The sequence below is a fragment of the Azospirillum aestuarii genome (assembly GCF_016632405.1).
Classification (GTDB): domain Bacteria; phylum Pseudomonadota; class Alphaproteobacteria; order Azospirillales; family Azospirillaceae; genus Azospirillum; species Azospirillum aestuarii.
In genome coordinates this window covers 186,922-212,904 of sequence record NZ_JAEPIV010000003.1, presented here as the reverse complement: position 1 = coordinate 212,904, position 25,983 = coordinate 186,922, and the positions used below count along the sequence as shown (strand labels likewise).

General features: G+C 69.3%; 27 protein-coding genes. 13 read left to right on the top strand and 14 right to left on the bottom strand.

Features of this window, described 5'->3' with window-relative positions:
* The first annotated feature begins 68 nt into the window (after positions 1–68).
* The 4 genes from JJL56_RS10350 to JJL56_RS10335 all read left to right on the top strand — a co-directional run bounded on the left by JJL56_RS10350 (position 69) and on the right by JJL56_RS10335 (position 4,524).
* Positions 69–1,676, top strand: a complete 1,608-nt coding sequence (locus tag JJL56_RS10350) for a sensor domain-containing diguanylate cyclase (RefSeq protein ID WP_247890573.1) — start codon at positions 69–71, stop codon at positions 1,674–1,676.
* Positions 1,673–3,016: a DUF2336 domain-containing protein gene (locus tag JJL56_RS10345; RefSeq protein WP_200485078.1), complete on the top strand. Its 1,344-nt coding sequence runs from the start codon at positions 1,673–1,675 to the stop codon at positions 3,014–3,016. The genes JJL56_RS10350 and JJL56_RS10345 overlap by 4 nt, the downstream gene beginning before the upstream one ends.
* Positions 3,017–3,042: 26 nt before the next feature.
* Entirely contained in the window at positions 3,043–3,669 is a 627-nt protein-coding gene (locus JJL56_RS10340; protein ID WP_200485077.1) for a hypothetical protein, read from the top strand.
* A gap of 147 nt (positions 3,670–3,816) precedes the next feature.
* The gene (locus tag JJL56_RS10335; RefSeq protein WP_200485076.1) at positions 3,817–4,524 is read left to right on the top strand and encodes a hypothetical protein; all 708 of its coding nucleotides are present in this window, start codon (positions 3,817–3,819) and stop codon (positions 4,522–4,524) included.
* A 26-nt stretch (positions 4,525–4,550) separates the two neighbouring features.
* On the opposite strand, the gene JJL56_RS10330 is transcribed toward JJL56_RS10335, so the two are convergent.
* The gene (locus JJL56_RS10330) at positions 4,551–5,915 is read right to left on the bottom strand and encodes a pentapeptide repeat-containing protein (RefSeq protein ID WP_200485075.1); all 1,365 of its coding nucleotides are present in this window, start codon (positions 5,913–5,915) and stop codon (positions 4,551–4,553) included.
* Positions 5,916–6,311: 396 nt separating this feature from the next.
* Between JJL56_RS10330 and ffh the strand changes: the two genes are divergently transcribed.
* The 5 genes from ffh (at position 6,312) to rplS (ending at position 10,082) form a co-directional block, all read left to right on the top strand.
* Positions 6,312–7,679, top strand: a complete 1,368-nt coding sequence (gene ffh / locus JJL56_RS10325; RefSeq protein WP_145625371.1) for a signal recognition particle protein — start codon at positions 6,312–6,314, stop codon at positions 7,677–7,679.
* Positions 7,680–7,760: 81 nt separating this feature from the next.
* Positions 7,761–8,114 (top strand): 30S ribosomal protein S16, encoded by a 354-nt coding sequence (gene rpsP, locus JJL56_RS10320; RefSeq protein WP_014239325.1) that lies wholly within the window; start codon positions 7,761–7,763, stop codon positions 8,112–8,114.
* A 132-nt stretch (positions 8,115–8,246) separates the two neighbouring features.
* On the top strand, positions 8,247–8,852 hold the full coding sequence (gene rimM / locus JJL56_RS10315) for a ribosome maturation factor RimM (RefSeq protein ID WP_145625369.1): 606 nt from the start codon (positions 8,247–8,249) through the stop codon (positions 8,850–8,852).
* The gene (gene trmD, locus JJL56_RS10310) at positions 8,849–9,649 is read left to right on the top strand and encodes a tRNA (guanosine(37)-N1)-methyltransferase TrmD (RefSeq protein ID WP_119509113.1); all 801 of its coding nucleotides are present in this window, start codon (positions 8,849–8,851) and stop codon (positions 9,647–9,649) included. The genes rimM and trmD overlap by 4 nt, the downstream gene beginning before the upstream one ends.
* 40 nt (positions 9,650–9,689) lie before the next feature.
* A complete protein-coding gene (rplS, locus tag JJL56_RS10305) occupies positions 9,690–10,082 on the top strand; it encodes a 50S ribosomal protein L19 (protein WP_145625367.1) in 393 nt (130 codons plus the stop codon).
* 198 nt (positions 10,083–10,280) lie between these two features.
* Here rplS and JJL56_RS10300 read toward each other — a convergent pair whose 3' ends face one another.
* Together JJL56_RS10300 and JJL56_RS10295 are read right to left on the bottom strand one after the other, a co-directional pair.
* Complete coding sequence (locus tag JJL56_RS10300; RefSeq protein WP_200485074.1) at positions 10,281–11,195, bottom strand: DMT family transporter; 915 nt, start codon at positions 11,193–11,195, stop codon at positions 10,281–10,283.
* A gap of 110 nt (positions 11,196–11,305) precedes the next feature.
* The gene (locus JJL56_RS10295; RefSeq protein WP_014239330.1) at positions 11,306–11,503 is read right to left on the bottom strand and encodes a hypothetical protein; all 198 of its coding nucleotides are present in this window, start codon (positions 11,501–11,503) and stop codon (positions 11,306–11,308) included.
* A gap of 238 nt (positions 11,504–11,741) precedes the next feature.
* On the opposite strand from JJL56_RS10295, the gene leuC reads away from it, so the two are divergent.
* Positions 11,742–13,145, top strand: a complete 1,404-nt coding sequence (leuC, locus tag JJL56_RS10290) for a 3-isopropylmalate dehydratase large subunit (RefSeq protein WP_200485073.1) — start codon at positions 11,742–11,744, stop codon at positions 13,143–13,145.
* Between the two features lie 77 nt (positions 13,146–13,222).
* Here leuC and JJL56_RS10285 read toward each other — a convergent pair whose 3' ends face one another.
* From JJL56_RS10285 to JJL56_RS10255, 7 genes are all read right to left on the bottom strand, one after another.
* Positions 13,223–14,569 carry an ABC transporter permease subunit gene (locus JJL56_RS10285; RefSeq protein WP_200485072.1) on the bottom strand — a complete coding sequence of 449 codons (1,347 nt, stop codon included), beginning with the start codon at positions 14,567–14,569 and terminating at the stop codon, positions 13,223–13,225.
* Between the two features lie 84 nt (positions 14,570–14,653).
* Positions 14,654–15,391 (bottom strand): tRNA pseudouridine(38-40) synthase TruA, encoded by a 738-nt coding sequence (gene truA, locus JJL56_RS10280; protein WP_145625352.1) that lies wholly within the window; start codon positions 15,389–15,391, stop codon positions 14,654–14,656.
* Positions 15,373–16,341 (bottom strand): methionyl-tRNA formyltransferase, encoded by a 969-nt coding sequence (gene fmt, locus JJL56_RS10275; RefSeq protein WP_145625350.1) that lies wholly within the window; start codon positions 16,339–16,341, stop codon positions 15,373–15,375. Before fmt ends, truA begins: the two co-directional genes overlap by 19 nt.
* A 25-nt stretch (positions 16,342–16,366) precedes the next feature.
* Positions 16,367–16,873 carry a peptide deformylase gene (gene def, locus JJL56_RS10270; protein WP_094301779.1) on the bottom strand — a complete coding sequence of 169 codons (507 nt, stop codon included), beginning with the start codon at positions 16,871–16,873 and terminating at the stop codon, positions 16,367–16,369.
* A gap of 140 nt (positions 16,874–17,013) precedes the next feature.
* Positions 17,014–17,244 (bottom strand): hypothetical protein, encoded by a 231-nt coding sequence (locus JJL56_RS10265; protein ID WP_145625348.1) that lies wholly within the window; start codon positions 17,242–17,244, stop codon positions 17,014–17,016.
* A gap of 108 nt (positions 17,245–17,352) precedes the next feature.
* Positions 17,353–17,562 (bottom strand): cold-shock protein, encoded by a 210-nt coding sequence (locus JJL56_RS10260; RefSeq protein ID WP_014239340.1) that lies wholly within the window; start codon positions 17,560–17,562, stop codon positions 17,353–17,355.
* Positions 17,563–17,761: 199 nt separating this feature from the next.
* Positions 17,762–19,192: a DNA recombination protein RmuC gene (locus JJL56_RS10255; protein ID WP_145625346.1), complete on the bottom strand. Its 1,431-nt coding sequence runs from the start codon at positions 19,190–19,192 to the stop codon at positions 17,762–17,764.
* 162 nt (positions 19,193–19,354) lie between these two features.
* On the opposite strand from JJL56_RS10255, the gene JJL56_RS10250 reads away from it, so the two are divergent.
* Positions 19,355–19,939 carry an NUDIX hydrolase gene (locus tag JJL56_RS10250; RefSeq protein ID WP_145625345.1) on the top strand — a complete coding sequence of 195 codons (585 nt, stop codon included), beginning with the start codon at positions 19,355–19,357 and terminating at the stop codon, positions 19,937–19,939.
* Between the two features lie 20 nt (positions 19,940–19,959).
* On the opposite strand, the gene JJL56_RS10245 is transcribed toward JJL56_RS10250, so the two are convergent.
* On the bottom strand, positions 19,960–21,135 hold the full coding sequence (locus JJL56_RS10245) for a ChaN family lipoprotein (protein WP_200485071.1): 1,176 nt from the start codon (positions 21,133–21,135) through the stop codon (positions 19,960–19,962).
* A gap of 142 nt (positions 21,136–21,277) precedes the next feature.
* On the opposite strand from JJL56_RS10245, the gene JJL56_RS10240 reads away from it, so the two are divergent.
* Positions 21,278–22,015 (top strand): SDR family NAD(P)-dependent oxidoreductase, encoded by a 738-nt coding sequence (locus JJL56_RS10240; protein ID WP_200485070.1) that lies wholly within the window; start codon positions 21,278–21,280, stop codon positions 22,013–22,015.
* A gap of 222 nt (positions 22,016–22,237) precedes the next feature.
* Here JJL56_RS10240 and JJL56_RS10235 read toward each other — a convergent pair whose 3' ends face one another.
* The 3 genes from JJL56_RS10235 to hemA all read right to left on the bottom strand — a co-directional run bounded on the left by JJL56_RS10235 (position 22,238) and on the right by hemA (position 25,070).
* Positions 22,238–23,014 (bottom strand): Hpt domain-containing protein, encoded by a 777-nt coding sequence (locus JJL56_RS10235; RefSeq protein WP_145625337.1) that lies wholly within the window; start codon positions 23,012–23,014, stop codon positions 22,238–22,240.
* A 112-nt stretch (positions 23,015–23,126) separates the two neighbouring features.
* On the bottom strand, positions 23,127–23,672 hold the full coding sequence (locus JJL56_RS10230; RefSeq protein WP_145625335.1) for a hypothetical protein: 546 nt from the start codon (positions 23,670–23,672) through the stop codon (positions 23,127–23,129).
* A 183-nt stretch (positions 23,673–23,855) separates the two neighbouring features.
* The gene (hemA, locus tag JJL56_RS10225) at positions 23,856–25,070 is read right to left on the bottom strand and encodes a 5-aminolevulinate synthase (protein ID WP_145625333.1); all 1,215 of its coding nucleotides are present in this window, start codon (positions 25,068–25,070) and stop codon (positions 23,856–23,858) included.
* A 456-nt stretch (positions 25,071–25,526) separates the two neighbouring features.
* Here hemA and JJL56_RS10220 point away from each other — a divergent pair, with 456 nt between their 5' ends.
* Entirely contained in the window at positions 25,527–25,928 is a 402-nt protein-coding gene (locus tag JJL56_RS10220) for a hypothetical protein (protein ID WP_200485069.1), read from the top strand.
* The last annotated feature ends 55 nt before the right edge of the window (positions 25,929–25,983 follow it).

Genomic DNA, 25,983 nt, shown 5'->3' with positions numbered 1-25,983 from the left:
CGGCCAACCCGTCCGGCGCCGTTCCGACTCCCACGCTCCTGGCCGCATTCCCCGGTCCGGCGATCCGGTTGGATTCCGCTCACGCTGTCGCCGCCGCGAACGCCGCCGCGGACGAACTGCTGTGCGCCGGCGGGCGCTGGCTCGCGGACATCCAGGGGTGGCTGGCGATGTGCAGCGTGGCGCCGGGCCTGCGCTCCCTTCCGGTGGAGTTGCCGCGCGGCGTGATGATCGTCGAATGGGCGGCCACGCCGTTGCCCGACGGCGAGATTTTGCTGCTGGGACGCGACGCCACGCTGGAGCGGCAGCTCCGCCAGACGTTGATCGAGTCGCGCCGCCGCTACAAGGATCTCGTCGAGGTTTCGAGCGATTTTGCCTGGGAAACGGGCAGCGATGGGCGATTCGTCTTCGTCACGCCCAAGGGCGCGCTGGGCTACACCTCCGATGCGTTGATTGGTCGCAACCCCAAGGATCTGGCGGTGGCCGAGTGGGGCGACCTGCCGTTGCCGTTCGACAGCCGCCGCCCCGTCGACCAGGCGGAGCTGTGGCTGAAGCGGGTGGACGATCTGCCCGCCTGCTTCGTGGTTTCGGCGGTGCCGCTGTTCGGGCCGCAGGGCGAATGGATGGGCGCGCGCGGCGTCTGCCGCGAAACGACGGAGCAGGTGCTGCGCTCCGCCGAGCTGGCGCGGGTGCGCAACCGTGAGAAGATGCTCGCCCACATCGTCCACACGCTGCGCGACCAGCTCGACGCCCAGAAGGCGCTGCACGTCGCCGCGGTGGAAACCGCGCGCGCGCTGGGCGCCGACGGCTGCCGCATCTACCGCGCGACGGAAACGGGCGCCCTGCGTCCCGCCGCCGATTTCGCCGCGGAGATCCCGGAAGAGCTGCTCTCCGATCTGTTGCGGCCGGTTCTTGAGGAGATCGCCGGCAGCGAGGACCCGCACGAACTGACCCTGGGGGCGAACCGGCTGCTGGCCGCCCGGACGGAGCACCGGCAGGCCGTCAACGGCGCCGTGGTGATCTGGCGCGGCGACGATTCCGATCCCTGGGACGACGAGGACCGGATGCTGCTGTCCGGCGTGGCCGACCACATCGGCATCGCCCACGCGCATCTGGCCTACCAGGAACGGTTGCGCCGCCTGTCGGAGCGCGACGGGCTGACCGGCCTGTTCAACCGCCGCACCTTCTTCGAGCGGCTGGACGAGGTGCTCGGCCGTCCGGACACCGGGCCGTCCGCGCTTCTCTACGTGGACCTCGACAATTTCAAGGCGGTGAACGACCTGCATGGCCACCAGCAGGGCGACGCCGTGCTGAAGGCCATCGGCGGGCTGCTGACCAACGGCGTCCGGCCCGGCGACCTGCCGGGGCGGCTGGGTGGCGACGAGTTCGTCCTCTGGCTGGGCCGCACCGACGAGGGGCAGGCGGTGGCGGTGGCCGAGCGTCTGCTGGCCGGCATGGCCGCGCTGCGCCATCTCTCGGCCAGCCCGGACAAGCCGCTTGGCCTGTCCATCGGCATCGCCGTCCATCGGGTGGGGCGCGAGACCGTCCAGGAGCTGACCGACCGCGCCGACTCGGCGATGTACGACGCCAAGAAGCGCGGTAAGGGTCATTACGCCGTCGCTCCGGTCTCCATGGAAACCGCCGTCGTGGCGGACCCCATGGCGGAGGCGTCCCCATGACCGTCCGCGGCGACCGCGCCGAGCCACAGCTTCTCGACCCCGCCGATTACGAGGCGGCCAAGCAGATGGCGCGCAGCACCGACCCGGCGGTGCGTCGCCGCGTCGCCGCGTCGCCCGAGACCCGGCCGGAACTGCTCTATTTCCTGGCCGCCGACACCGCGGCGGAGGTGCGTGAGGCCATCGCCACCAACGCCGGCACCCCGCGGCAGGCCGACCTGATGCTGGCCACCGACCGGGAGGTCGCGGTGCGCGGCGCCCTGGCCCAGAAGGTCGCCCGGCTGCTGCCCGACCTGTCCGCCGACCAGGCGTCGCAGATCGAGCGGCTGACCCTGGAATGCCTGGAGGCGCTGGCCCGCGATCAGGCGACGGAGGTGCGCGGCATCCTGTCCGAGGCGTTGAAGGAGTTGCCGGGCGCGCCGCACGGCGTCATCAACACGCTGGCCCGCGACGTGGAGCTGTCGGTCTGCGCGCCGGTCCTGCAATTCTCGCCGATCCTGACCGACGAGGATCTGGCGGACATCATCATGCGCGGGCCGGTGGCCGGCGCCCTGTCGGCGATCGCCGGGCGCAAGACGGTCTCGGCCTCCGTCGCCGAGGCCATCGCACGGTCCGACGACGAGGCGGCGATGACCGCTCTGCTCGCCAACCCCTCGGCCCAGATCCGCGAGGAGACGCTGGACCGCATCCTCGATCAGGCGCCGCGGCACGAGCCGTGGCACGCCCCTCTGGTGCGCCGCCCGCGCCTGCCGGCCCGCGCCGTGGCGCGTCTGGCGAGCTTCGTCGCCGACAACCTGCTGAAGGTCCTTCGGGAGCGCACCGACCTCGACCCCGCCGCCGCCCGCGCCCTGGCCGAGGGCGTGCGGGCACGGGTCAACCGTGGCGCCGGCGGCAACGGCGGTGGCGGACCCGGTGTCGCCCGCGGCCTCGTCGACTTCGGGGAGGAGGAGCTTGGCCATCTGCCGGGCGACAAGGACAAGGCGGCCGAACGCCCGTCCGACAAGGCGGCAAGGCTGAACAAGGAAGGCAAGCTGACCGAAAAGCTGCTGGAAGGCGCGCTGGCGGAGGGCGACCGGGCCTTCGTCCTGGCCGGGCTGGGCGAACTGGCGCAGCTTCCGATGCCGATCATCGACCGCATCATCGGCACCCACGCCCCGCGCGCCGTCACCTCGCTGGTGTGGCGCTGCGGCCTGTCGATGCGCTTCGCCCGGCAGGTGCAATTGCGCATCGCCCAGATTCCGCCAAAAACCGCGCTTATGGCAAGGGAAGGCGTCCTTTACCCGATGTCCGACGACGAGATGCGCTGGCAGCTCGCCTTCTTCGGAGTCGAGGAGAAAGTCTGACGCCGCGTCACCACACGGACCCGTCCATGCGCGCCCTGGCCCTGTTGCTGTTGTTCCTCGGTCTTTCCCTTCCCGCCTTCGCCGCCCCGCCGCCCGCCTCCCCGGAGGAGCGGGAGGTGGCGGCGGTGTTTGAAAGCGCCCGCTCCGCCCTGGCGCAGAAGCGCGGCGCGGCGATCGTTCCTCTGCTGTCCCGCGCGTCGCTGGACAAGCTGGAGCAGGTGCGCGGCGTCGCCCGCAGCGGCAACGACGCCGGCCTCGCCAAGCTGGAACCGGCGGAGAAGTTTGCCGCCATGGGCTTGCGCCGCTATGTCAGCCCGGCCGACCTGCGCCGCATGTCGCTCGGTGACCTGGCCGATCACGGCATGAAGAACGGCTGGCTCGGCCCCAACGTCATCGGCAGCAGCGGGCTCGGCCCGGTGCGGGTGCGCGGCGACCGCGCCTCCGCTTTGCTGATGGTCGACAACCGCCCGGCCCTGGTTCCCGCCGACTTCGTGCGCGAGGGTGGGGCGTGGAAGATCGACCTGAGCGGAGTCTTCACCTTCGGCAGCCAGATGCTGAAGGGCTTCGCCGCCATGTCGGGCAAGAGCGACGAGGCCTACATCGAGGACATGCTGCAGAAGCTGCCGGCCAAGCCGGCGATGATGCGCCGCTGACCGGCTGGGTGAGCGCGGCTGTGCTAGCGCGGACAGGCAGGGGAGTGCCGCGGTCCGCGTTACACCTCCTGCGACGGGGTGGGCCGTTGCGTGGAATCCAGGGATTGCGCTAGAGTCGCTCCGCACGCACGACGCGTTGGTGCCCTGATGACCGCTCCGGATGGCTATCCCTTCGCCGCGCTGACCGATGTGGACGCCGGGCTGTTCCCGTCCGCCGCGGTCGGCGTCGTTTCGGTGCGCGTCGCGTCGCACACCACTCCCTACACGGTTCCCTGTACCCCCGCTTTCGCGGCGGCGGCGGTGCGTCTGGCCGCCGGGCGCGGCACCGACGTTTCGGCGCTCGCCGCCGCGGCGCTGCTGCTGGTGTCCGACCGGATGCCCGATCCGGGCGCCCCGGACGGTGCGGAGCGGTCGGTGCTGGAGTTGCGGCTGCCGCCCGGCCACAGCGAACCGGCGATCCGCCGGGCGCTGGCGGCGGCGCTGGCGCTGGCCGAACCCGGTTGCCGGCTGATGCCCGCCGGGGAGGCGGGGCGGCTGGAGGGGGCGGTGGAAACCCTGACCTACCGGAACAAGGCGCTGGCCCACGCGCTGGAGCGGGTGTCCTTCCGCCCGCTGGACGGCAAGCTGACCCAGGTGCGCGACGCCGCGCAGATGTTCGGCTTCGTCAACGAATGGTGCTTCGACGAGGACCGGGTGGTGAAACGCTTCCGCGAGCTGGCCCCGGTCTACCACCCGGACACCGGCGTGGTCGCCTGCCGCGACCGCATGGCCCAGCTGATCGACGCGCGCAATCTGCTGATCAACCACGTCCGCACGGCCTACCGCTCCGGCCCGTGGACGCAGCGGCGGTCCTGACGCCCGAAAACAGATTAAGGCCGGGATCAGGTCCCGGTCATCTCCTCGACCCCGATGGCATCAGTCAGGCTGGTGCCGTCCAGCACCGTGCCGTCGAGGTCAGCGCCGGTCAGGTCGGTGCCGGTCAGGTCGGCTTCGCTCAGGTTGGCGCCGCGCAGGTCCGCTCCGGCGAGGTTGGCGCCGGACAGGTTCACCTTGCGCAGGTCGGCGTCCTTCAGAACGGCCATGCCCATGCGGGCGCGCTGCAGGTTGGCCCGCCAGACATGGCTGCTCGACCCCTGGATGTGCACGGGGCCGAGCTGCGCCTCGGTCAGATTGGCGCCGGTCAGGGTCGCCCGCTCGAAATTGACGCCGCGCAGGTCGGCATTGGTGAAGTTCACCTTGCGCAGGTCCGACAGCGACAGGTCCGCGATGGCGAGCGAGGTGCCCATCATCGAGGCGCCGCGCAGCGTGATGCATTGCAGGATGCCGGCCGACAGGTTGATGCCGTCGAGGTTGCGCCCCGACAGGTCGAGCGAGGAGAGGTCGGCGCGCTTGCCGTCCTTGCCGCCGCTGTCGATCCAGGAGAGGTGCAGGGTCAGGATGTCGCGCAGGTCGTCGTCCGGATTCTCCAGAACCTTCGCCATCACCGCGGCGGACAGGTTGGGCGAGCGGAGCTGGGCCGCGTCCAGGATGGCGCCGATCAGGTTGGCGTTGGTGAAGTTGGCGCGCCCGATGGCGCAATTGGTCATCACCGCACCGGACAGCCGGGCGCCGGACAGGTTGGCCTCCGACAGGTCGGCGTCGGTCAGGTCGCAGCCCGTCAGGTTGGAATTCGTCAGGTTCGCGCGCATGAACTTGGTGCCGCGCAGGATCGCGTCGGTCAGGTCGGTCTGCATGACGAAGGCGTTCGCCACCTTGGCCCGCGACAGGTCGGCGCCGCGGATGACCGCCGCCGTCAGCTCCGAGGTCAGGACCGAGTCCTCGAAATTGTGCGGCATCATCTCGCCCGACGGAGTGTAATGCAGCAGCGTGCCGTCGCGCAGGTCCACCTCAACCAGCATGGCTTCCGACAGCACGGCGCCGCGCAGGCAGGCGCCGCGCAGGTCGGCGCGGCGCAGATCGGCCTTCTCCAGATTCGCCAGCCGCAGGTCGGCGGCGTAGAGGTTCGCGTTGGTCAGGTTGGCCCGGGTCAGCCGGGCGCTGAACAGCTTCGCCCCGGACAGGTCGGCGTCGGACAGGTCGATGCCGGACAGGTCCAGATGCGACAGGTCGCGCATCTTCAGGTTCGCGCGCACACCGCCCGGCTGGCTTTTCCGGAAAGCCTGATGCCGGAGCAGGATCGTGTTCAGCTGACTCTGCGTCAGCTTCGTGCGCGGCGTGTTCGTTCCGAAGCCTTGCGCGGGGGGCATCAGGGAAATCCCGGGTTGGAGTCGCGGCCCACTCTAAAGGGGAGCCGCGAAGAAAAAGTTAACAATCGGTAACGCTTTATTCAAGTACGCCTCGAATGCGTTCCATCGCGGGCGCTGTTTCCGGGCGGTAAAGTCCTTGGTTGTGTAAGGAAATAGTGACCCTTCGCGCGTCTTTGCGCAAGAGGCTCCCGCACGGCACGCCGTTGCTGCATGGTTGACTCCGCCCCCCGCGATGCGTATGGTCCGCCGACCTGCATCCGTCGAGCCATCGACCGGGTACCATCGGCCTGCGTGCCGGGGACCTCCGCCAGTCCGCGAGTTTCGCGCACTGGCTCGTTTGTGCTTGAGCCGATCGCGTTCGAGCGGATGGAGACCGAAACTGAGGACCGCTGACCCATGTTCGATGGCCTGACCGGACGCCTGGGCGACATCTTCGACAAGCTGCGCCGCCGCGGCGCGCTGAGCGAGGAGGACGTCAACGCCGCGCTGCGCGAGGTGCGCGTGGCGCTGCTGGAGGCCGACGTCGCCCTGCCGGTGGTCAAGCAGTTCGTCAACCAGGTCAAGGAACGCGCGATCGGCCAGGAGGTCCTGCGCTCGATCACCCCCGGCCAGCAGGTCATCAAGATCGTCCACGACAACCTCGTGGAGATGCTGGGGCAGGGCGAGGAGATCAACCTCAACGCCGCCGCCCCCGTGCCGATCCTGATGGTCGGCCTGCAGGGCTCGGGCAAGACCACCAGCACCGCCAAGATCGCGCTGCGCCTGAAGAACCGGGACCGCAAGAAGGTCCTGATGGCCTCGCTGGACGTGCGCCGTCCGGCGGCCCAGGAGCAGCTGAAGGTCCTCGGCGAGCAGACCGGCGTCGCCACGCTGCCGATCGTTCCCGGCCAGGACCCCGTCGCCATCGCGCGGCGCGCCATCGAGACCGGTCGCCGCGAAGGCTACGACGTGGTCATGCTCGACACCGCCGGCCGTCTGTCCATCGACGAGGAGTTGATGGCGGAGGTCGCGGCCGTGCGCGACGCGACCAAGCCGGCGGAAACGCTGCTGGTCGCCGACGCCATGACCGGCCAGGACGCGGTGACGGTCGCCACCAACTTCAACGACAAGGTCGGCATCACCGGCATCATGCTGACCCGCGTGGACGGCGACGCCCGCGGCGGTGCCGCCCTGTCGATGCGCCAGATCACCGGCAAGCCGATCAAGCTGCTGGGCATGGGCGAGAAGATCGACGCCCTGGAGGCCTTCCACCCCGACCGCATCGCCGGCCGCATCCTCGGCATGGGCGACGTCGTGTCGCTGGTCGAGAAGGCCGCCGAGAGCATCGACAAGGAAGAGGCCGAGAAGCTCGCCCGCAAGATGGAGAAGGGCCAGGGCTTCGACCTCGACGACATGGCCTCCCAGCTCAAGCAGCTGCGCAAGATGGGCGGCATGTCCGGCCTGATGGGCATGCTGCCGGGCATCGGCAAGATCAAGAACCAGCTCAAGGACGCGAACATCGACGACGGGGTGATCAAGCGCCAGGAGGCGATCATCTCCTCGATGACGAAGAAGGAGCGCAAGCACCCCGAGCTCATCAAGGCGTCGCGCCGCAAGCGCATCGCCGCCGGCTCCGGCACCAGCGTGCAGGAGGTGAACAAGCTGCTCAAGCAGTACGACACCATGCGCGGCATGATGAAGCAGGTGCAGAAGCTGGGGCAGAAGGGGCTGATGCGCCACGGGCTGCAGAGCCTCCTGCCGAAGAATTTCCGGGGGCCGAACTGACCCCCGGCGACCACACCGCGCGATGAGCGCGATCACGTTCAACCGCACACCAAGCGACTACACCAAGGAAGCGACTGTCCCATGTCCCTGAAGATCCGTCTGGCCCGTGGCGGCGCCAAGAAGCGTCCGTTCTACTCGATCGTCGTCGCCGACGCCCGCAGCCCGCGCGACGGCCGCTTCATCGAGAAGATCGGCACCTACAACCCGATGCTGCCGCGCGAGCACGAGCAGCGCATCGTCCTGGACGCCGAGCGCGCCAAGCATTGGCTGTCGGTCGGCGGTCAGCCGACGGACCGCGTCGCCCTGTTCCTGGCGAACGCCGGCCTGATCGCCAAGCCGGAAATCCGCGAGACTCCGAAGAAGTCCGCTCCGAAGGCCAAGGCGCAGGAGCGTCTGAAGGCCGAGGCCGCCGCCAAGGCCGCCGCCGAGGGCTGATAAAGGGAAGGCTCGTTGCCCCCACCCTGACCCTCCCCCGCTGAGCGGGGGAGGGGATAAAAGCTCCTTCCCCCGCCCAGCGGGGGAAGGCCGGGATGGGGGCAGAACGCCCGCAACGCACACGCTCAAGCCATGTCCACAAAAGTCTGCGTCGGCCAATTCGCCGGGGCGCACGGCGTCCGCGGCCTCGTGAAGGTGAAAAGCTTCACCGAGGATGCGCAAGCCGTGGCGTCCTACGGCCCCCTCTCGGACGAGCGGGGCGCCCGGCGCTTCACGCTGACGCTCCAGGGCACCATGAAGGACCTGTTCCTGGTCCGCGTCGATGGCATCGCCACGCGCGAACAGGCGCAGGAGCTGACCGGCGTCCGCCTTTATGTGGACCGTTCCGCCCTGCCCGAGACGGAGGACGAGGACGAGTTCTACCACGCCGACCTGATCGGCCTGCGTGCGGAACTCGCCGACGGCACCGTCTGGGGCACGGTGAAGGCGCTGTACGACTTCGGGGCCGGTGACGTGCTGGAGATCCGCACGGAATCGGGGCCGTTGGAGATGCTGCCCTTCACCCGCGCCTGCGTTCCGGTGGTCGATGTGAAGGGAGGCCGCGTCGTGGTCGATCTTCCCGCCGTCATCGAAGCGCGCGAAGGCGAGGCGGAAAAGGACGGAGAGGACGCGCCGGAGGGCGCGGATGCCGCTGAAGACGCTCAAGACGACGTTCAAGACAAGGGAACCCGCCCGTGAATCACGGCGCTTCCGGTTCTCTTGTCTGGACGGCCAAGGTTCTGACGCTGTTCCCGGAGATGTTTCCGGGTCCGCTGGGGCTCAGCCTCGCGGGAAAGGCGCTGGAAAATGGAGTCTGGGCGTTGGAATCAGTGGACATTCGCTCGTTCGCGCGCGATAAACACCGCTCCGTCGACGACACCCCCTTCGGCGGAGGGGCCGGCATGGTCATGCGGCCCGACGTGCTGGACGCGGCTCTGACCGCGACGGCGGGTCCTCCGGGCACTCCTGGACGCGGACGGGCGATCTACCTGTCGCCTCGCGGACGGGTGCTCGACCAGGAGCTGGTCAAGGAGCTGGCGGCCACCCCGGTGGTCACCCTGCTCTGCGGCCGGTACGAAGGGGTGGATGAGCGGGTGCTGGACGCGCACGGCCTTGAGGAGGTCAGCCTCGGGGATTTCGTGCTGTCCGGCGGCGAGACCGCCGCCCTGTGCCTGATCGACGCCGTGGTGCGCTTGCTCCCCGGTGTCATGGGCAATGTGGAGACGGCGGGCGAGGAAAGTTTCGAACGGGGGTTGCTCGAATACCCCCACTACACCCGGCCCGCGGTCTGGACCGACGGGCAGGGTGTGGAACGGTCGGTTCCGGACATCCTGTTGTCCGGCCACCACGAGAAGGTTCGCGCCTGGCGGCTCGCCGAGGCGGAGCGGATCACGCAGGCCCGGCGACCGGACCTGTGGGACCGCTACGAGGCGGGCAGGAAGGCCGAGGGTCAGATTGGAAAACGGGGTCGCCGGCGCGGCCCGAAACCAGAGTGACGGTCCGCCGCGAGGCGCACCGATGGAAAGGGGTAGTGTCATGAACCTGTTGCAGCAGCTCGAGCAGGAGCAGATCGAGAAGGCCCTCGGCGGCAAGACCATTCCTGTGTTCTCGCCGGGCGACACCGTCCGCGTGAACGTGAAGGTGGTCGAGGGCACGCGCGAGCGTGTCCAGGCTTACGAGGGCGTCGTGATCGCCCGCCGGAATGCCGGCGTGAACTCGTCCTTCACCGTCCGCAAGATCAGCTACGGCGAGGGTGTGGAGCGCGTGTTCCCGCTCTACTCCCCGCGTCTGGAGTCGATCGAGCTGGTCCGCAAGGGCGCCGTCCGCCGCGCCAAGCTGTACTATCTGCGCGACCGTCGCGGCAAGTCGGCCCGTATCGCCGAGCGCACGTCCGGCCGCGGCATGAACACGAAGGCCGCTGCGGAGTAATCCGGCGCCCTTCCGTTCGGTACGTCTGAACCAGCACCCGCCCGGAGCGATCCGGGCGGGTGTTTGGCGTTGGGGAGTAGGGGGGAGCGGTTGCATTGGTGCCCCCGCCCAACCCTCCCCCGCTGACGCAGAGAAGGGTTTTTCCCCTCCCCCTGCGCAGCGGGGGAGGTCGGGAGGGGGCCTTGGGCAACCGCTTCCCTACCGCGCCCGCATCGTCGTGAGGATTCCCGCGCCGATCAGCGCCACCGCGATCAGCACGCCGACCGTCAGCGGCTCGCCCATGAAGACCGCGCTCAGCAGCAGGGCGGTGACGGGGACGAGGCAGATGATCTGCCCGGCCTGGGCCGCCGGCATGGCGGTCAGCGACTTCGCCCACCACCAGAAGCACAGCCCCGTCGCGATCACCCAGTTGAAGGCCAGGACGGTGCCCAGCGCGGGTGTCCAGTGGATCGGCCGGGCGTGCTCCGCCGCCAGGGCCAGCGGCGCGGTCGCCACGGCGCTGACGGCGATCTGCCAGAAGGTCTGGGTCCAGAAGGGCGTGCGCCAGCCGCCGCGGCGACGGCGGTAGAGCGTGGCGCCGAGCGCCCAGCTCAGCGCGCAGGCCAGCAGCAGCCCGTTGCCCAGCAGCACCACCGGGTCGCTCCAGTCCATCAGCGCCGGGTTGAAGAAGACGAGGACGCCGGCGAAGGTCAGCAGCGCGCCGATCACCCGCCCGCGCGTGAAGCGCTCCCCGGCCAGCAGGACGCCCAGCGGCAGCGCCCACATCTGCATGGTGTAGGCCAGCACCGCGGCCCGTCCCGGCGGCACCACCCGCAGCGCGATGGAACTGAGGTCCAGCATGCCGGCAATCTGCAGCAGCCCGACCAGGGCCAGCGGCCAGCGCTCCCCCGGCGGCGGCAGGAGGGGAAAGCGCAGCACCCGCGACAGCAGGGCCAGCACCGCCGCCGCCCCGGCGAAACGGAGAAAGCAGAAGGTCAGCGGCCCGATGTCGGACAGGGCCAGCTTCATCAGGGGCCAGTTGGCGCCCCAGAACAGCACGATTCCCGCAAGCTGCGCGTAGACCACGGTGCCCGGACCGCCCACGGGTCCCTGGCCGGCCGCGGCGCGTGGCATGGCCTGATCCGCCATGAGTCCTCCCAACCCTGAATTTTGCCGCATCCTACGGCGCGGGCGGAGGTGGGAGGTCTGCGTTCCCGGTGCGGCAGCCCCGCGACGGGACGGCGTTACGGCGTGCCGCCGGTGGAGAAGCCGGTGAAGACCTGGATGCCGAACCAGCCGCCGATGGCGAACAGCACCAGAAGGATCATGGTGGTGGCGATGGCGATGTTGGTCTGGCGGATGCGCCGGCAGTTCGGGCAGCCGGGAAGCTCGGCGGGATAAGGCCGTTCGCAGCGTTCACAGCGGACAGTGGGGTCCGTCACGGGATGACCCTTCATCGAATGGGGGTGGTGCCGGACGCTATCATAAGGAGAGCCCTCCCCGCCAGCCGATGGGCGGCGCGGGGGAGCGGCGATTTTTCGCTGCGGGAAGCGGGGTGTTTTCCACAGCCTCGGCCTTGTCCTGGTTGAAAGAGACGGCTATTGTGCGGCCCTCTTACCGCACGCTTCGTTCGTCCGGTCTGTGGTTTGCGAGAGAGAATTGCCGCGAGAGAGAGTTGCTATGTCCAAGCCGCGCACCCTGTTCGACAAGATTTGGGACAGCCACGTCGTCCACCGTCAGGACGACGGCACCTGCATCCTCTACATCGACCGCCATCTGGTCCATGAGGTGACCAGCCCGCAGGCGTTCGAGGGGCTGCGGCTTGCCGGCCGTCCGGTGCGCCGTCCGGAAGCGACCCTCGCCGTGCCCGACCACAACGTGCCGACCACCGACCGCTCCAAGGGCATCGTCGAGGAGGAAAGCCGCATCCAGGTCGAGACGCTGGACAAGAACGCGCGCGACTTCGGCGTCCGCTACTTCCCGATGGACGACGTCCGCCAGGGCATCGTGCACATCGTCGGTCCGGAGCAGGGCTTCACGCTGCCCGGCGCCACCATCGTCTGCGGCGACAGCCACACGGCCACGCACGGCGCCTTCGGCGCGCTCGCCTTCGGCATCGGCACGTCGGAGGTGGAGCATGTGCTGGCCACCCAGACCCTGCTGCAGAAGCCGGCCAAGAACATGCTGGTCCGCGTCGACGGCGAGCTGTCGCCGGGCGTGACCGCCAAGGACATCGTACTGGCGATCATCGGCCGGATCGGCACCGCCGGCGGCACCGGCCACGTCATCGAGTTCGCCGGCGAGGCCATCCGCGGCCTGTCGATGGAAGGCCGCATGACCGTCTGCAACATGGCCATCGAGGGCGGCGCCCGCGCCGGCCTGATCGCCCCGGACGAGAAGACCTTCGAGTATGTGATGGGCCGCGCCCTGGCCCCGAAGGCCGGCGCCTGGGAGCAGGCGGTGGAATACTGGAAGACCCTGCCGTCGGACGAGGGCGCGGTCTACGACACCACCGTCGTGCTCAACGCCGCCGACATCGTTCCGCAGGTCACCTGGGGCACCAGCCCGGAGGATGTGCTGCCGATCACCGCGACCGTGCCGAACCCGGCGGACGTGGCCGACGCCGGCAAGCGCGCCGCGGTCGAGCGCTCGCTGGCCTACATGGGCCTGGAGCCCGGCCAGAAGCTGACCGAGGTGAAGGTGGACACGGTGTTCATCGGCTCCTGCACCAACGGCCGCATCGAGGATCTGCGCGCCGCCGCGGTGGTCGCCCAGGGCCGCAAGGTCGCCGAGGGCGTGCGCGCCCTGGTCGTCCCCGGCTCCGGTCTGGTGAAGGAGCAGGCGGAGGAAGAGGGTCTGGACAAGATCTTCACCGAGGCCGGCTTCGAGTGGCGTGAGCCGGGTTGTTCCATGTGCCTCGCCATGAACGCCGACCGCCTGTCGCCGGGCGAGCGCAGCGCCTCGACCTCCAACCGCAACTTCGAAGGCCGCCAGGGCCGCGGCGGGCGCACCCACTTGCTCAGCCCGGCCATGGCCGTTGCGGCGGCGGTGACCGGGTACCTGACGGACGTTCGGTCGCTGTAATCCGGCGCTGTCATCCGGCAAGGTTATCGGAAGCGGGGGCGGAGACATCCGCCCCCGCTTTTCTGTTTCCGCCTTCCTCAATCCCCCCGCCCGCGGCGGCGGCCCATCAGCCCGTCCGGGCGGTAGATGAGGAAGAGGGTGAGCAGACCGAAGGCCACGATGTCCTTGTAGGCGATGGCGAAATAGGCCGACCAGAAGGTCTCGACCAGCCCCAGCAGGGCGCCGCCCAGCATGGCGCCGGGGACCGACCCGATGCCGCCGACCACCGCGGCGGCCAACGCCTTGAAGCCCACCAGATAGCCCGTGTAGAAATTGACCCCGCCGTAATAGAGTGCGATCACCGCCCCCGCCGCCGCAGCCAGCGCGCCGCCGACCGCGAAGGTGGTGGCCACGGTCCGGTCCACATCCACCCCGACCAGTTCCGCCGCCCCGACATCGTCGGCGCAGGCGCGGTGGGCGCGGCCGTAGGCGGTGCGCTGCATGATCGCCCAGAGCAGGGCGTACAGCCCGCCGGTCATCAGCAGGATGACGGCTTGCGAGGTCAGGGCGGTGACGGTGAAGGCGCCGTCGCTGAGCAACTCGTGCCGGTCGGCCAGGAACTGGGCGGGCCACCAGTCGCGGGCGCCGTGCAGGAGCCGCATCCCCTCCTGATAGGCGATGGATAGTCCCACCGCGGCGATCAGCGGCGTGTGGCTGTGGGTGCGGCGCAGACGGCGGAACACCAGCCGGTCCATGGTCCAGCCTTGGACGGCGGTGAAGGCCATCACCGTGGCGAAGACGCCCAGCACCGCCAGCGGCAGGCTGCCCAACCCGGCCATGCCCAGCCCCGCCGCCCCCATGGCGGTCAGCATGGCGCCGATCATGGTCAGCTCGCCCATGGCGAGGTTGATCTGCCCGAGGATGCCGTAGACCAGCGTGTAGCCCAGCGCCAGCAGCCCGTAGACGCAGGCCACCGTGGCGGCGTTGATGACCTGTTGCAGGAAGAACAGCAGCGGCGCCCAGTCCGTTTGCGGTCCCCGTTCCGCTCCACTCGGCTCCGGCGGCAGGCCGAGGCGGGCGGCGGGCAGGCCGGCCCAGACGCGCAGCATGGTGAATTGGATGGGCCGCAGCCGCCCCATGCGGTCGGTCGCCACCGCCACCAGCTCGTGCCGTCGCGAATCGAAGAAGCGCCCACCGAAGCGGCAGGCGATCCAGTGGGTGCCGGTCTCCGTGCCGCCGTTGTCCGAGCGGTAAGTCAGGCGCAAGGCCGGCTCGTCGCCGCCCAGCGCCTCCGTGTCCAGGATGGTGACGGGGCCGGAGTCGAAGGCGGGGATCAGCTTGCGGCACAGCGCGGCCTGATCGCCGTCCACGCCGCAGCCGGTCAGCAACAGCGCGACGACCAGCAGAATGAAGGGTGGGAACAGGCGCGACGGACGGCGGTGCACGGCGGAGGGACCCCGGCCGGTTGTTCGTTCGCCTGAGAATCTATCGGTTCTGGATGTGAAACGCCAGACGCCGCCTTATGGGCGTCAGTAGCGGGCGCCGACGAAATACAGCCCGTCCGGTGGGGCGGTCGGCCCGGCGGCGGAGCGGTTGCGGGCCTCCAGCGCGCGGCGCAGGTCGTCGGCGCTCCATTTGCCGGCCCCGACCAACTCCAGCGTGCCCACCATGTTGCGCACCTGATGGTGCAGGAAGGAGCGGGCGGCGGCGTGCACCCGGACCTCGTCGCCGACCCGCTCCACGGTCAGCCGCTCCAGCGTCTTGACCGGGGAATTCGCTTGGCAGAGCGAGGCGCGGAAGCTGGTGAAATCGTGCTGGCCGACCAGGACCTGCGCGGCCGCGTGCATCGCCTCGGCGTCCAGCGGGCGCATGACGTGCCAGGCGCGGCCCGTCTCCAGGGCCAATGGGGCGCGGCGGTTGACAATGCGGAAGACGTAGCTGCGCCCCAGGCAGGTCATGCGGGCGTGGAAGTCCTCCGGCACCGCCTCGGCCTGCAGGACGGCCACGGGGGCGGGCCTCAGGTGGAAGTTCAGCGCGTCGCGCAGCTTCAGCCCGGTGAAGGGCTTCTCCAAGTCGAAATGGCAGACCTGCCCCAGCGCGTGCACGCCCGCGTCCGTCCGTCCGGAGGTGTGGACGCGCACGGTTTCGCCGGACAGGCGCTCGATCGCTTCCTCCAGCGTCTGCTGGACGGAGGGGCCGTTGTCCTGCCGCTGCCAGCCGACGAAGGGCCGGCCGTCATATTCGAGGGTCAGTTTCCAGCGCTGCATGCGGCGTCGCCGAGACGGGTGCCGACGGGCAGATTGAAGCCGCGCAGGAGGGCGGCGCCGTCCACCGGGGCCTTGCCGGGCCGCTGCACCAGGGTGAGGCGCACGGCGCCGTCGGAACAGGCGACGGTCAGGCGGTCGTCCAGCAACGTGCCGGGCGCCGCCTTACGAGCATTTGGCGTCAATTCGGCCTTCAGCACCTTGATGCGCTCCACCCCGCCGGTCGGCGTCGGGGCGTCGAACCAGCAGCCGGGCCAGGGGGTCAGGGCGCGGACCTGCCGCTCCACAGAGGCGGCTTCGCGCGTCCAGTCGAGCCGGCCATCCTCGCGCGTCAGCTTGGCGGCGTAGGTTACGCCCGCCTCGGGCTGCGGTTCGGCGGTCAGGCGGCCGGCGGCGAGGCCGTCGAGCGCCTCGACGATCAGCCGCGCGCCCATGTCGGCGAGCGCGTCGTGCAGGCTGCTGGCGGTGGTCTCGGCGGTGATCGGCACCGCGTCCTTCAGCAGCATGGCGCCGGTGTCGAGCCCGATGTCCATCTGCATGATGGTGATGCCGGTCTCGGCGTCGCCGGCCAGGATCGAGCGCTGGATCGGGGCGGCCCCGCGCCAGCGCGGCAGCAGGGAGCCGTGCACGTTCAGGCAGCCCAGCCGCGGCGCGTCGAGGATCGGCTGCGGCAGGATCAGCCCGTAGGCGGCGACCACCGCGGCGTCGGCCTTCAACTCGGCGAACTCGGCCTGGGCCTCGGCGTTGCGCAGCGACTTGGGCGTGCGCACGGGGATGCCGCGCTCCTCGGCGAAGCGGTGGACCGGGGATTTCTGGACCTGCTGCCCGCGCCCGGCGGGGCGGGGCGGCTGGCTGTAGACGCAGACCACCTCGTGCCCGGCATCGGCCAGGGCGCGCAGGCTGGGCACGGCGAAATCCGGCGTGCCCATGAAAACGAGGCGGAGCGGCGTCATGAAATGGTCGTCCAACGTCGGAAGGTTAGGCGCGCTGCATCTTCTGGACTTTGCGCAGGATCATGTTGCGCTTCAGCATCGACAGGTAATCAACGAACAGCACGCCGTTCAGATGGTCGATCTCGTGCTGGATGCAGGTCGCCAGCATGCCGTCGGCCTCGATCTCGCGCGTCTCGTTGGTCTCGTCCAGATAGCGGACGCGGACCGACGCCGGGCGGGTGACCTCGGCGTACTGGTCAGGCACTGACAGGCAGCCCTCCTCGCACACCGACGTCTCGTCCGACTTCCAGACGATTTCCGGGTTGGCGAGGCGGATGGGGTTGGGCTTCTCGTCCTTGTCGTGCACGTCCACGACGATCACACGCTCCAGGATGCCGATCTGCGGCGCGGCGAGGCCGATGCCCTTCGCGGCGTACATGGTCTCGACCATGTCGTCCATCAGCTTGGCGATGCGGGCGTCGACCTTTTCGACGGGCTTCGCCTTCTGCTTCAGGACGGGGTGCGGGGCGACGAGGATATCGAGAACGGCCATGGGAACTCAGCAACGGTGCGTGGAGGTGCGACAATCCGTCAAAATATGGGGGGCGGGCCACGAGGTCAAGGAAGGCGCAAGGCACAACCCGCGGCGACCCGCCGATCCTGTCATGACGGCCCAGCCATGCCGGCCCCGTCTCAGAGGGGCGAGCGGGAGATCGACTTGATGGGGCCGCGGGGATTGCCGGACATCTCGGCGATCTTGCGGTCCTGCTCCTCGATGAAGCCGCGGGCCGGCTCGTCGCCGTCCAGGCCGCCGACCAGCGTGCCGGGGACCTTGCGGTTGGAGGTGCGGGCGCCGTCTTCGTACAGCACGTCGAACAGCACGAAGGCGCTGTCCACCGGCTGCTTCTTCTTGGTCTTGGCCATGGGGGGAAACTCCGAACGTCAGGGGGGTGCTTGTAGAGGAAAAGCGCGCAACGGAAAAGGGCACCGGTTTCCCGGTGCCCCCTCCGATGCCGTGCCGTGAGACGTGGCTCAGACGGCCTTCAGGTTCTCCGCCGAGGTCTTGCCGCGCTTCGGATCGCGCTGCTCCTCGTAGGACACCTTCTGACCCTCGTTCAGGCTGCGCAGACCCGCGCGCTCAACCGCGGAGATGTGGACGAAAACGTCCGCACCACCGTTGTCCGGCTGAATGAAGCCATAACCCTTGGTGCTGTTGAACCACTTGACGGTACCGACGGGCATGATTGCTCTCCGATTAGTATGAAAGGCGCCGCATCGGCCGGTGCGGCGCATCAGACTGTGTCCAGGCATAGCGACGATCTGGGCACCCGAAGGCGTAGCAGGCCGGCAGTCCGAAGCACAATGACAGGAGGGAAATTGGGACCGCCTCCGCTCTTTGCAAGGCGAAACAGAACAGGGCAAATCTGGGTTGCTGCGGACCTCACACTCTGGCCGCCGCCCGAAGCTCCGGCGCCTGGATCGGGCGCGGGGTGTGGTCCAGCGGTTCGAGCAGGGGAATCTCCTCGGCGCTGTCCGGTGTGGCGTGCAGGTCGCGGAAGCGGCGGGCGGTGACCAGGACGCGGGACTCCAGGCTGCCGACCGCCCCGTTGTAGCAGCCCACAGCCTTGTCGAGCTGCCCGCCCAGCCGTTCCATATGGCCGCCCAGGTCGTGCAGACGCTTGTAGAGTTCGGCGCCCAAGGCGCTGATCTCGCGGGCGCTGTCGGTCAGCCGCTCCTGCCGCCAGCCATAGGCGACGGCGCGCAGCAGCGCGATCAGCGTCGTCGGGGTGGCGAGGATCACCCGGTGGTCGATGCCCGCCTCGATCAGTGCCGGGTCGTGCTCCAGCGCCGCGGAGAAGAAGTTCTCGCCGGGCAGGAACAGCACGACGAATTCCGGCGAATCCGCGAACTGGTCCCAATAGGCCTTGGTGCCGAGCTGCTTCATATGCTCCCGCACATGGCGGGCGTGGCGCGACAACCCGTCGCGGCGGGCGCCGTCGTCGGCGGCCTGCACCCCGTCGAGATAACCCTCCAGCGGCGTCTTGGCGTCCACCACGATGGTCTTGCCGCCGGGCAGCTTGACCACGAGGTCGGGGCGCAGCCGTCCGCCGGCGGCCTCCACGCTCATCTGCTCCACGAAGTCGCAGTGGTCGAGCATGCCGGCCATCTCGCAGACCCGGCGGAGCTGGATCTCGCCCCAGCGCCCGCGCGCCACCGGGCTGCGCAGGGCGCGGACGAGGTTGCCGGTCTCCGTGCGGAGCTGGGCCTGGGTCTCCACCAGCGACAGCACCTGCTGCTTCAGCCCCTCATAGGCGCCGGCGCGGCTGCGTTCCATCTCCTGGATCTGGCCGTCCATGCGCTCCAGCGACTGGCGGACCGGGGCGACGATGTCGGCGATGGCGGTCTGCCGCTTCTCCAGGTCGCCGCGCGCCTGCTCCTGGAAGGTCGTCAGCGTCTCCTTGGCGAGGTCGAGGAAGCTCTGGTTGTTGGAGCGCAGGGCCTCCGCCGACAGGGCCTTGAAGCTGTCGGACAGGGTGGCCTGCGCGCGCTCCAGGAGGGCCAGCTTCTCCGCCGCCGAGGCGCGCTCGCGGGCCAGCGTGGTGGACAGCTCCGCCTGCCGTTCGCGGGCGGCGGACAGCTCGCCGTTCAGCCGGGCGATCTGGTGGTCGCGGGCCTCCACCTCCTCCCGCAGGTCGCCCTCGATTCGCTCCGCGACATCGAGCCGGGTGACCAGTTCGGCGTGGATGGCGGCGGCCTCCGCCTCGGCGCGTGCGGCGTAGAGGCGCACGATCATCCCGGCGAGGACCGCCCCGAGAAGGGCGCCGGCAAGGCCACCGAGAGCCACCGACTGTGCGTCGAACGCGAACTGCATGAAATTCCCCAAGAACGCTGCAAATCCCGAGAGTACAGGAACGAATCGGGAAAGAGAACGGGCGATGAACAAAGGCGAACCCCTTCCCGGTTCCGTTCCACCGGCGATGCGGGGCGGTGAAGCGGGCTTGCCCGCCGTCCCCGTCTGCGCCATATCCGACGGATGCCCGACGATCCGACCGCCCCCTCCGGCTCTTCCCAAGGTCCCCTGAAGGGCCCCAGCGTCCGCACCATTCCGCCCGGCGAGGATCGCGAGCGGCTGACCTGTCCGGACTGCGGCTACATCGCCTATCAGAACCCGCTGATCGTCGTCGGGTCGGTGGCGACCTGGGAGGACCGCATCCTGCTGTGCCGCCGCGCCATCGAACCGCGCAAAGGCTATTGGACGCTGCCCGCCGGCTTCATGGAGGAGCGGGAAAGCACCATGGAGGGCGCCGCCCGCGAGGCGTGGGAGGAGGCGCGGGCCAAAATCGCCATCGACTCGCTGCTGGCTGTCTACGACATCCCGCGCATCAGCCAGGTGCAGCTCATTTTCCGCGCCCGCCTCCTGTCGCCGGACGTGTCCGCCGGGCCGGAGAGCCAGGAAGTCGGGCTGTTCCGCTGGGAGGAGATCCCCTGGGACGATCTGGCCTTCCCGACCGTCCAGTGGGCCTTGCGCGAACACCGGTCGCGGCTGGGCCGCCAGGACTTCGCCCCGGCGATGAACCCCACGCCGGACGTGCTGGCGCAGTGGGAACGGATGCTCTAGCCGGGCCTCACTCCACCCCGTTATTCCACGGTGGGCGAGGCGGGGAACTTCGCCACCAGCTCCGCCGTGCCCTGCTCGCGCTTCACGGTCAGCGGCAGCCAAGTGCCGGGGGCCTGGCGCTGCACCACCGTCGTCAGGTCGGAGGCCTCGCGCACCGGCGACCCCGCAGCGGCGACGACGAGGTCGCCCGCCGTCAGGCCGGCGGCGGCGGCGACGCTGCCCTCGGTGACGGAGCGCACGCGCACCCCGTCCGGCCCCGGCTCCAGCATCACGCCCAGCCGGGGACGGGGCGTCTCGGCCGGCGCCTCGCTCTCGCCCAGCCCATAGACCGCGTCGGCGATCCGCCCGTCCAGCTCGGTGCAGGGGCGGTCCTCATCCCAGGGCAGCAGGACGACGCTGTTCCGGATGCCCAGGTCGGCCAGCTGGTGGGGGACTCCGTCGCGCCCCTCGATGTGGCCCTGGCCGAGGATGGCGACGACGGTGCGGTTGGTCCGGCGGTGGGTGTCGGCGATCCGCTCCGCCATGGCGCGGTCCCAGACGGATTGCGCCTCGACGAACCGTTCGAAGCTGCCGGAGCGGCGCTCGGTCGGGCCGTGGGCGGCCATCACCTGGCGCAGCCGCTCGGTGTAGGAGGCCGGGGGAGGGGCCGGGTCGCCCACGCCTTCCCGCTCGTTGGCGGGGACGGCGGCCCAGCCCTCGCGCGCGGTGCGGCTGACCAGCCCGCGGTCGACGTTCAGCGCAACCACCGGCAGCCGGTTCATCCGGGCGAAATGCAGGATCGGCAGGTAGAAGCGGGCGTCGTAGCCCCAGACCTTCGGCCAGTTGGTGTCGCGCAGCAGCTCCGCCTCGGTCAGCTGTCCGGCGCTCCAGCGGTCCAGGACCGGCTGGACGCTGCGCGGGAACATCTCCATGCCGACCGCCAGATCGGGGTTCAGCGCGTGCAGCGCCGCCAGGCTGTGAAGCTGCCAGCGGTGGTGGTCGGCGTTGTCGTGCCGCTCCCCCAGCAGCACGGCCGGCGACGCCGCGGCGCGGCGCAGCAGGTCGGCGGCGTTCAGCGGGCGGGCGGCGGCGTCGGACCAGCCGCCGGGCGGCACGCAGGCATTGGTCTGGGCGGCGGCCTTCGCCGTGGCGGCGTCGCCCTGGCCAGCCAGCAGGCCGCCGGAGAGCAGAAGGACGGCCATCAAACGGGGGAGCACGTCGGCGGTCCTCCTGGGTTTTGGGAAGCGGTTGGCCTCAGGCTGAAGGTTGGGCGGTGGAGTGCGCCCGTCAACGGCGCTTGGTCTGACCGGCAACGGCCGCGCTGGCGCGGTGCGGCGAAGCGGGGTATTCTCGGACATCATGCCGCACCGTAAAACCGTCATTCTGACCGGCGCAAGCCGGGGCATCGGCCACGCCACCGTGCAGCGCTTCAGCGCCGAGGGCTGGCGAGTCATTTCCTGTTCCCGCGAGGAGGTGCCGGACCATTGCCGGCGCGATCCGAACTGGACCCATCACATTCCGACGGACCTGTCCGATCCGGACAGCCGCGCCCACTTCCTGGAGGAAGCCAACCGCGCGCTGGACGGGGGGCCGCTGCACGCGTTGATCAACAACGCCGGCATCTCGCCCAAGACGCCGATCAAGGAGCGTCTCGGCTGCCTGAACGGGGCCATCGAAGGCTGGCACCGGGTGTTCGAACTGAACTTCTTCGCCCCGCTGGTGCTGGCCCGCGGCTTCGCGGCGCCGCTGTCGCGGGCGAAGGGGGCGATCGTCAACGTGACCTCGATCGCCGGCCATTCGGTGCACCCCTTCGCGGGGTCGGCCTATTCGACCTCCAAGGCGGCGCTGTCCGGCCTGACCCGCGAGATGGCCGTGGAGTTCGCGGACATCGGCGTGCGCGTCAACGCCGTGGCGCCGGGCGAGATCGAGACCGCCATGACCGGGCCGGAATACGACGTGCTGATCCCGCGCATCCCGCTGAAGCGCATGGGCACGCCGGAGGACGTGGCGGCGGTGGTCTTCTACCTGTGTGGTCCCGACTCGGGCTACGTCACCGGGACGGAGATGTTCATCACCGGCGGGCAGCACCTGTATTGAGGCGGGTGGTGGTTGCCCGTTGGGGATGAGGGGACAAGGGCACAAGATTCACACGGATTTCGCGGATTGGAGGTACGGATTGCACGGATTTTTTTAGATCGCTTGCCCGGAAGGGGCTTCTCGAAAAGTCACAACTGAGCAAGCATCAAAGAAAAATCCGTGCAATCCGTGAAAAGATCCGTGTAATCCGTGAAGTCATTTTGCCCGCAAGTGTCCTGAACCTCAGCCGAGGTTGTGCTTCGCCACCACCGCCGCGAAGTCGTCCCCGAAATGCTCGCCGACGCGGATGACCGAGACGCCGTGCGGGATTTCCTTCAGGGCCGGGTTGTCCAGGCTCATCGAGGTCAGCAGAGCCATCGGCACGGTGTGCGTGACGCTCATCGCCCGCAGGCCGCGGATCAGGTCCAGGCCGGACAGGCCGTCCATCACCATCGACGCGATCAGCATGTCCGGCGGGACGCGCACGGCGAGGCTGATCGACTCGATGGGGTCGCTGACCGTCACCGTGCGGAAGCCGCAGGCCGCCAGTTCCCCGCCCACCTTCTTGGCGACGACCTTGGACGGGGTGACCAGCATGATCTCGACGTTGCTGATCTGGATGTCGGTGATCTCGAACTGGTAGCGCACCGGCAGGGCGCGGATGATCCGGTTGGTTTCCGCAACCTGCGGCTGCTCGGCGCGGTCCACCAGCTCGGCGATCCGGTCCACGAAGGTCTGGGCGTCGTTCAACTCGCGCTGCTCCAGCCGTTTCAGGCCGGACAGGTAATCCTCCAGGCGGTGCGCGACGAGGCTGACGGTGGGGTAGCCGAAGCTGGTGCCCATGCCCTTGAAGTTGTGGGCCTCCAGGCGAAGCAAGCCGATGACCGCGCTTTCCTCCCGCGTGCCCTTGGACAAGCCTTCCAGGGCGGCGTTCATCACTTCCAGCCGGTCGCGGGCGTCGTCCATGAATTCGACGCGCAGGCGGTCTTCAAGATCGTCGGGCGACAGGTTGGAAGCCATGGGAGGGGTCCTGACTATGCTTTCGGGTTAGGCATTATGGCCCCGAAAGTTACACCAGAACCCTAACGCGAAACAAACTCTGGCATGAAAGGCGGCTAAAACGCCGCGCCGATCACAACCGCGACAGGAGATTGTTGAACCAGTTCAGCCGTTCCTCGGCCTGGGCGATGTCGTGCTCCAGCCATTCGGCGAAATGGCCGTCTGTTCCCGCACTCGCCCGCTTCAGGTCGCCCAGCCGGGCCAGCTCCGTCTCGCACAGGGAGGCGAGGTGGTCGATCTGGTCGCGCTGCGACTCGACGTCCAGAAGATGCAGGAAGCGGAGCTTCAGCGCGATGACCAGCTTGTTCACACCATCCGCCGAGGGTGCGCGCACGTTGGCGCGCATCAGCGTGTCGAACTCCGCCCGTCCGGCTCCGGTGGCGCCGAGCAGGGCGTTGTCCTCCATGCCGGTGCCGTCCAGCGCCTCGATCAGCCCCTCGTAGCGCAGCATCTCCAGCGAGGTGCCCATGAGGTCGAGCGACGGGCCGACGATGCGGTCGAGGAAATGGCGGAGCGCTCCGGCCAGTTCGGCGTAACGCTGCGGCCCGTTCTGGATCAGCGTGCCCAGGACGGCGAGGCGCACGGCCTCTTTCGGCATCAGCGAGTTGTCACGGTACATGGCGAACTCCCGGGCGGTGGCTGTCGACGTTTGCGGACCGAACGTTGCGAAACGTTCTCAGGTACGTCTAAAGGTAAGGCGCTCCGGCCCACAAGTCCAGAGCGCCGATGCCATCATCGCCGGGAGATCACCGAATCCCCTTCCCCGCGCAGGAGGGCCGCGGAAGAGGGGTGCCCGTGGGGCTTACGCCGCCAGACGCAGGTCCAGGCGGCTCCACACGTCGAGCAGGGCGTCGACGAGACGCGCCATCTCGGCGTCGCTGTGCAGCGGGGTGGGGGTGAAGCGCAGGCGCTCGCCGCCGCGCGGCACGGTCGGGTAGTTGATCGGCTGGACGTAGATGTCGTGCCGTTCCATCAGCTCGTCCGAGGCGCGCTTGCAGCGGTGGGCGTCGCCGACCATCACCGGAACGATGTGGCTGGCCGACGGCATCACCGGCAGGCCGGCCTCGGCCATCAGCCGCTTCAGCGTCGCCGCGCGCTCCTGGTGCCGGTCGCGTTCCGTCTGGCTGGTCTTCAGATAACGGATGCTGGCCAGCGCCCCGGCGGCCAGAACCGGCGACAGGGAGGTGGAGAAGATGAAGCCGGCGGCGAAGCTGCGGATGCAATCGACCAGCGCGGTGGAACCGGTGATGTAGCCGCCCTGGACGCCGAACGCCTTGCCCAGCGTGCCCTCGATGATGGTCAGCCGGTCCATGGCGCCGTCGCGCTCCGCCACGCCGCCGCCGCGCGGGCCGTACATGCCGACCGCGTGCACCTCGTCCAGGTAGGTCATGGCGCCGTGCTTGTCCGCGACGTCGCACAGGTCATGGATCGGGGCGACGTCGCCGTCCATGGAATAGACGCTCTCGAAGGCCACGACCTTCGGGCGGTCCGGGGCGATCTGCGACAGCAGCTCGTCCAGGTGCTTGGGGTCGTTGTGGCGGAAGATGTGCTTCTCGGCGCCGCTGTTGCGGATGCCGGTGATCATCGAATTGTGGTTCAGCGCGTCCGACAGGATCACGCAGTTCGGCAGCAGCTTGCCCAGCGTCCCCAGCGTCGCGTCGTTGGACACGTAGCCGGAGGTGAACAGCAGCGCCGCTTCCTTCCGGTGAAGGTCGGCCAACTCGCGCTCCAGCAGCACGTGGTAGATGTTGGTGCCGGAGATGTTGCGCGTGCCGCCCGCGCCCGCGCCCACGCCGTCGATGGCGTCGTGCATCGCCTTCAGGACGACCGGATTCTGGCCCATGCCCAGATAGTCGTTGGAGCACCAGACCGTGACCTCGCGTTCCTTGCCGGCGGCGTCCCGGAAGGTGGCTTTCGGAAAGTTCCCCGCGTGCCGTTCGAGGTTGGCGAACACCCGGTAGCGGCCATCCTGCTTGAGGCTGGCGATCTGGGTGCGGAAAAAGCTCTCGTAATCCATCGCGCGTTCCGTTCGCGTTCATCCGAAGGGGCGGGTGCCGTCCGGGCGGTTCAGCCGCCGGGACTAGCACGTTAGGAAGATGGCATGATCGTCGCCGCGTTGCCACCCGGCATTGACCGATGTCAATAGGCCCGCCCGGCAAGGAGGCAATTCTCGCCGATCCGCCGTCGCGGGGCCATTCGACCTATGGGTGATCATCCGCGCGGGGCGATTCTTGTCCGGCGCCCGTCGCGCGGTTGCCGAGGGCGCGAAACACCCTTTCGTCCTGACGTTTCATTGATAACCGCAAGTGATTTTGAATATTCATAGGGTATAACGGACAGCAAATATCGGGGGGTCTCCTGACCGATTTCGCCGAATACCTTTGTCGTGTTCTTTTACGAACAAGGTCGTATGGACGCAAACGGGGGGTGAGTGAGAGGATTCATTCAAGCCGTTGATGGGGAGTGTTGTTCGATGAAGGTCGTTCTGACGTTCGACAGCGCGCGTGGCCGGCGAATGTCCGGCCCGGATCTGAGCCATGGCGCCATCGGTCCCGGCGGCAGCAAGGTCATCCCCTTCCGTCCGGCTCCCGCCGCGGCGGTTTCCCCGCCCCCCTCGCCGCCGCGGTACCCCGCCGTGCCGTCTCCGGCCCGCGCCGATGCGATGGCCCGGCCGGCGGAACCCGCGTCGCGGCCGGAGCGTCTGGCGCGGCTGATCTATATGGCGAGTGTGGGCGGATACATGGCCGTGCGCGACGCCACGCTGCTGGAACTGGGCGGGCGCATGGTCTGGCCGACCGCCGATGCGCTGATCCGCGACGCGGTGGCGGCGGGCGTCCCGGTCTCGTCGCACGTCATCAACACCGCCCGTTCCTGACGCCTGCCATCGAATGAAAAGGGCCGCCCGCGCCGGATGGCGGGGCGGCCCTTCG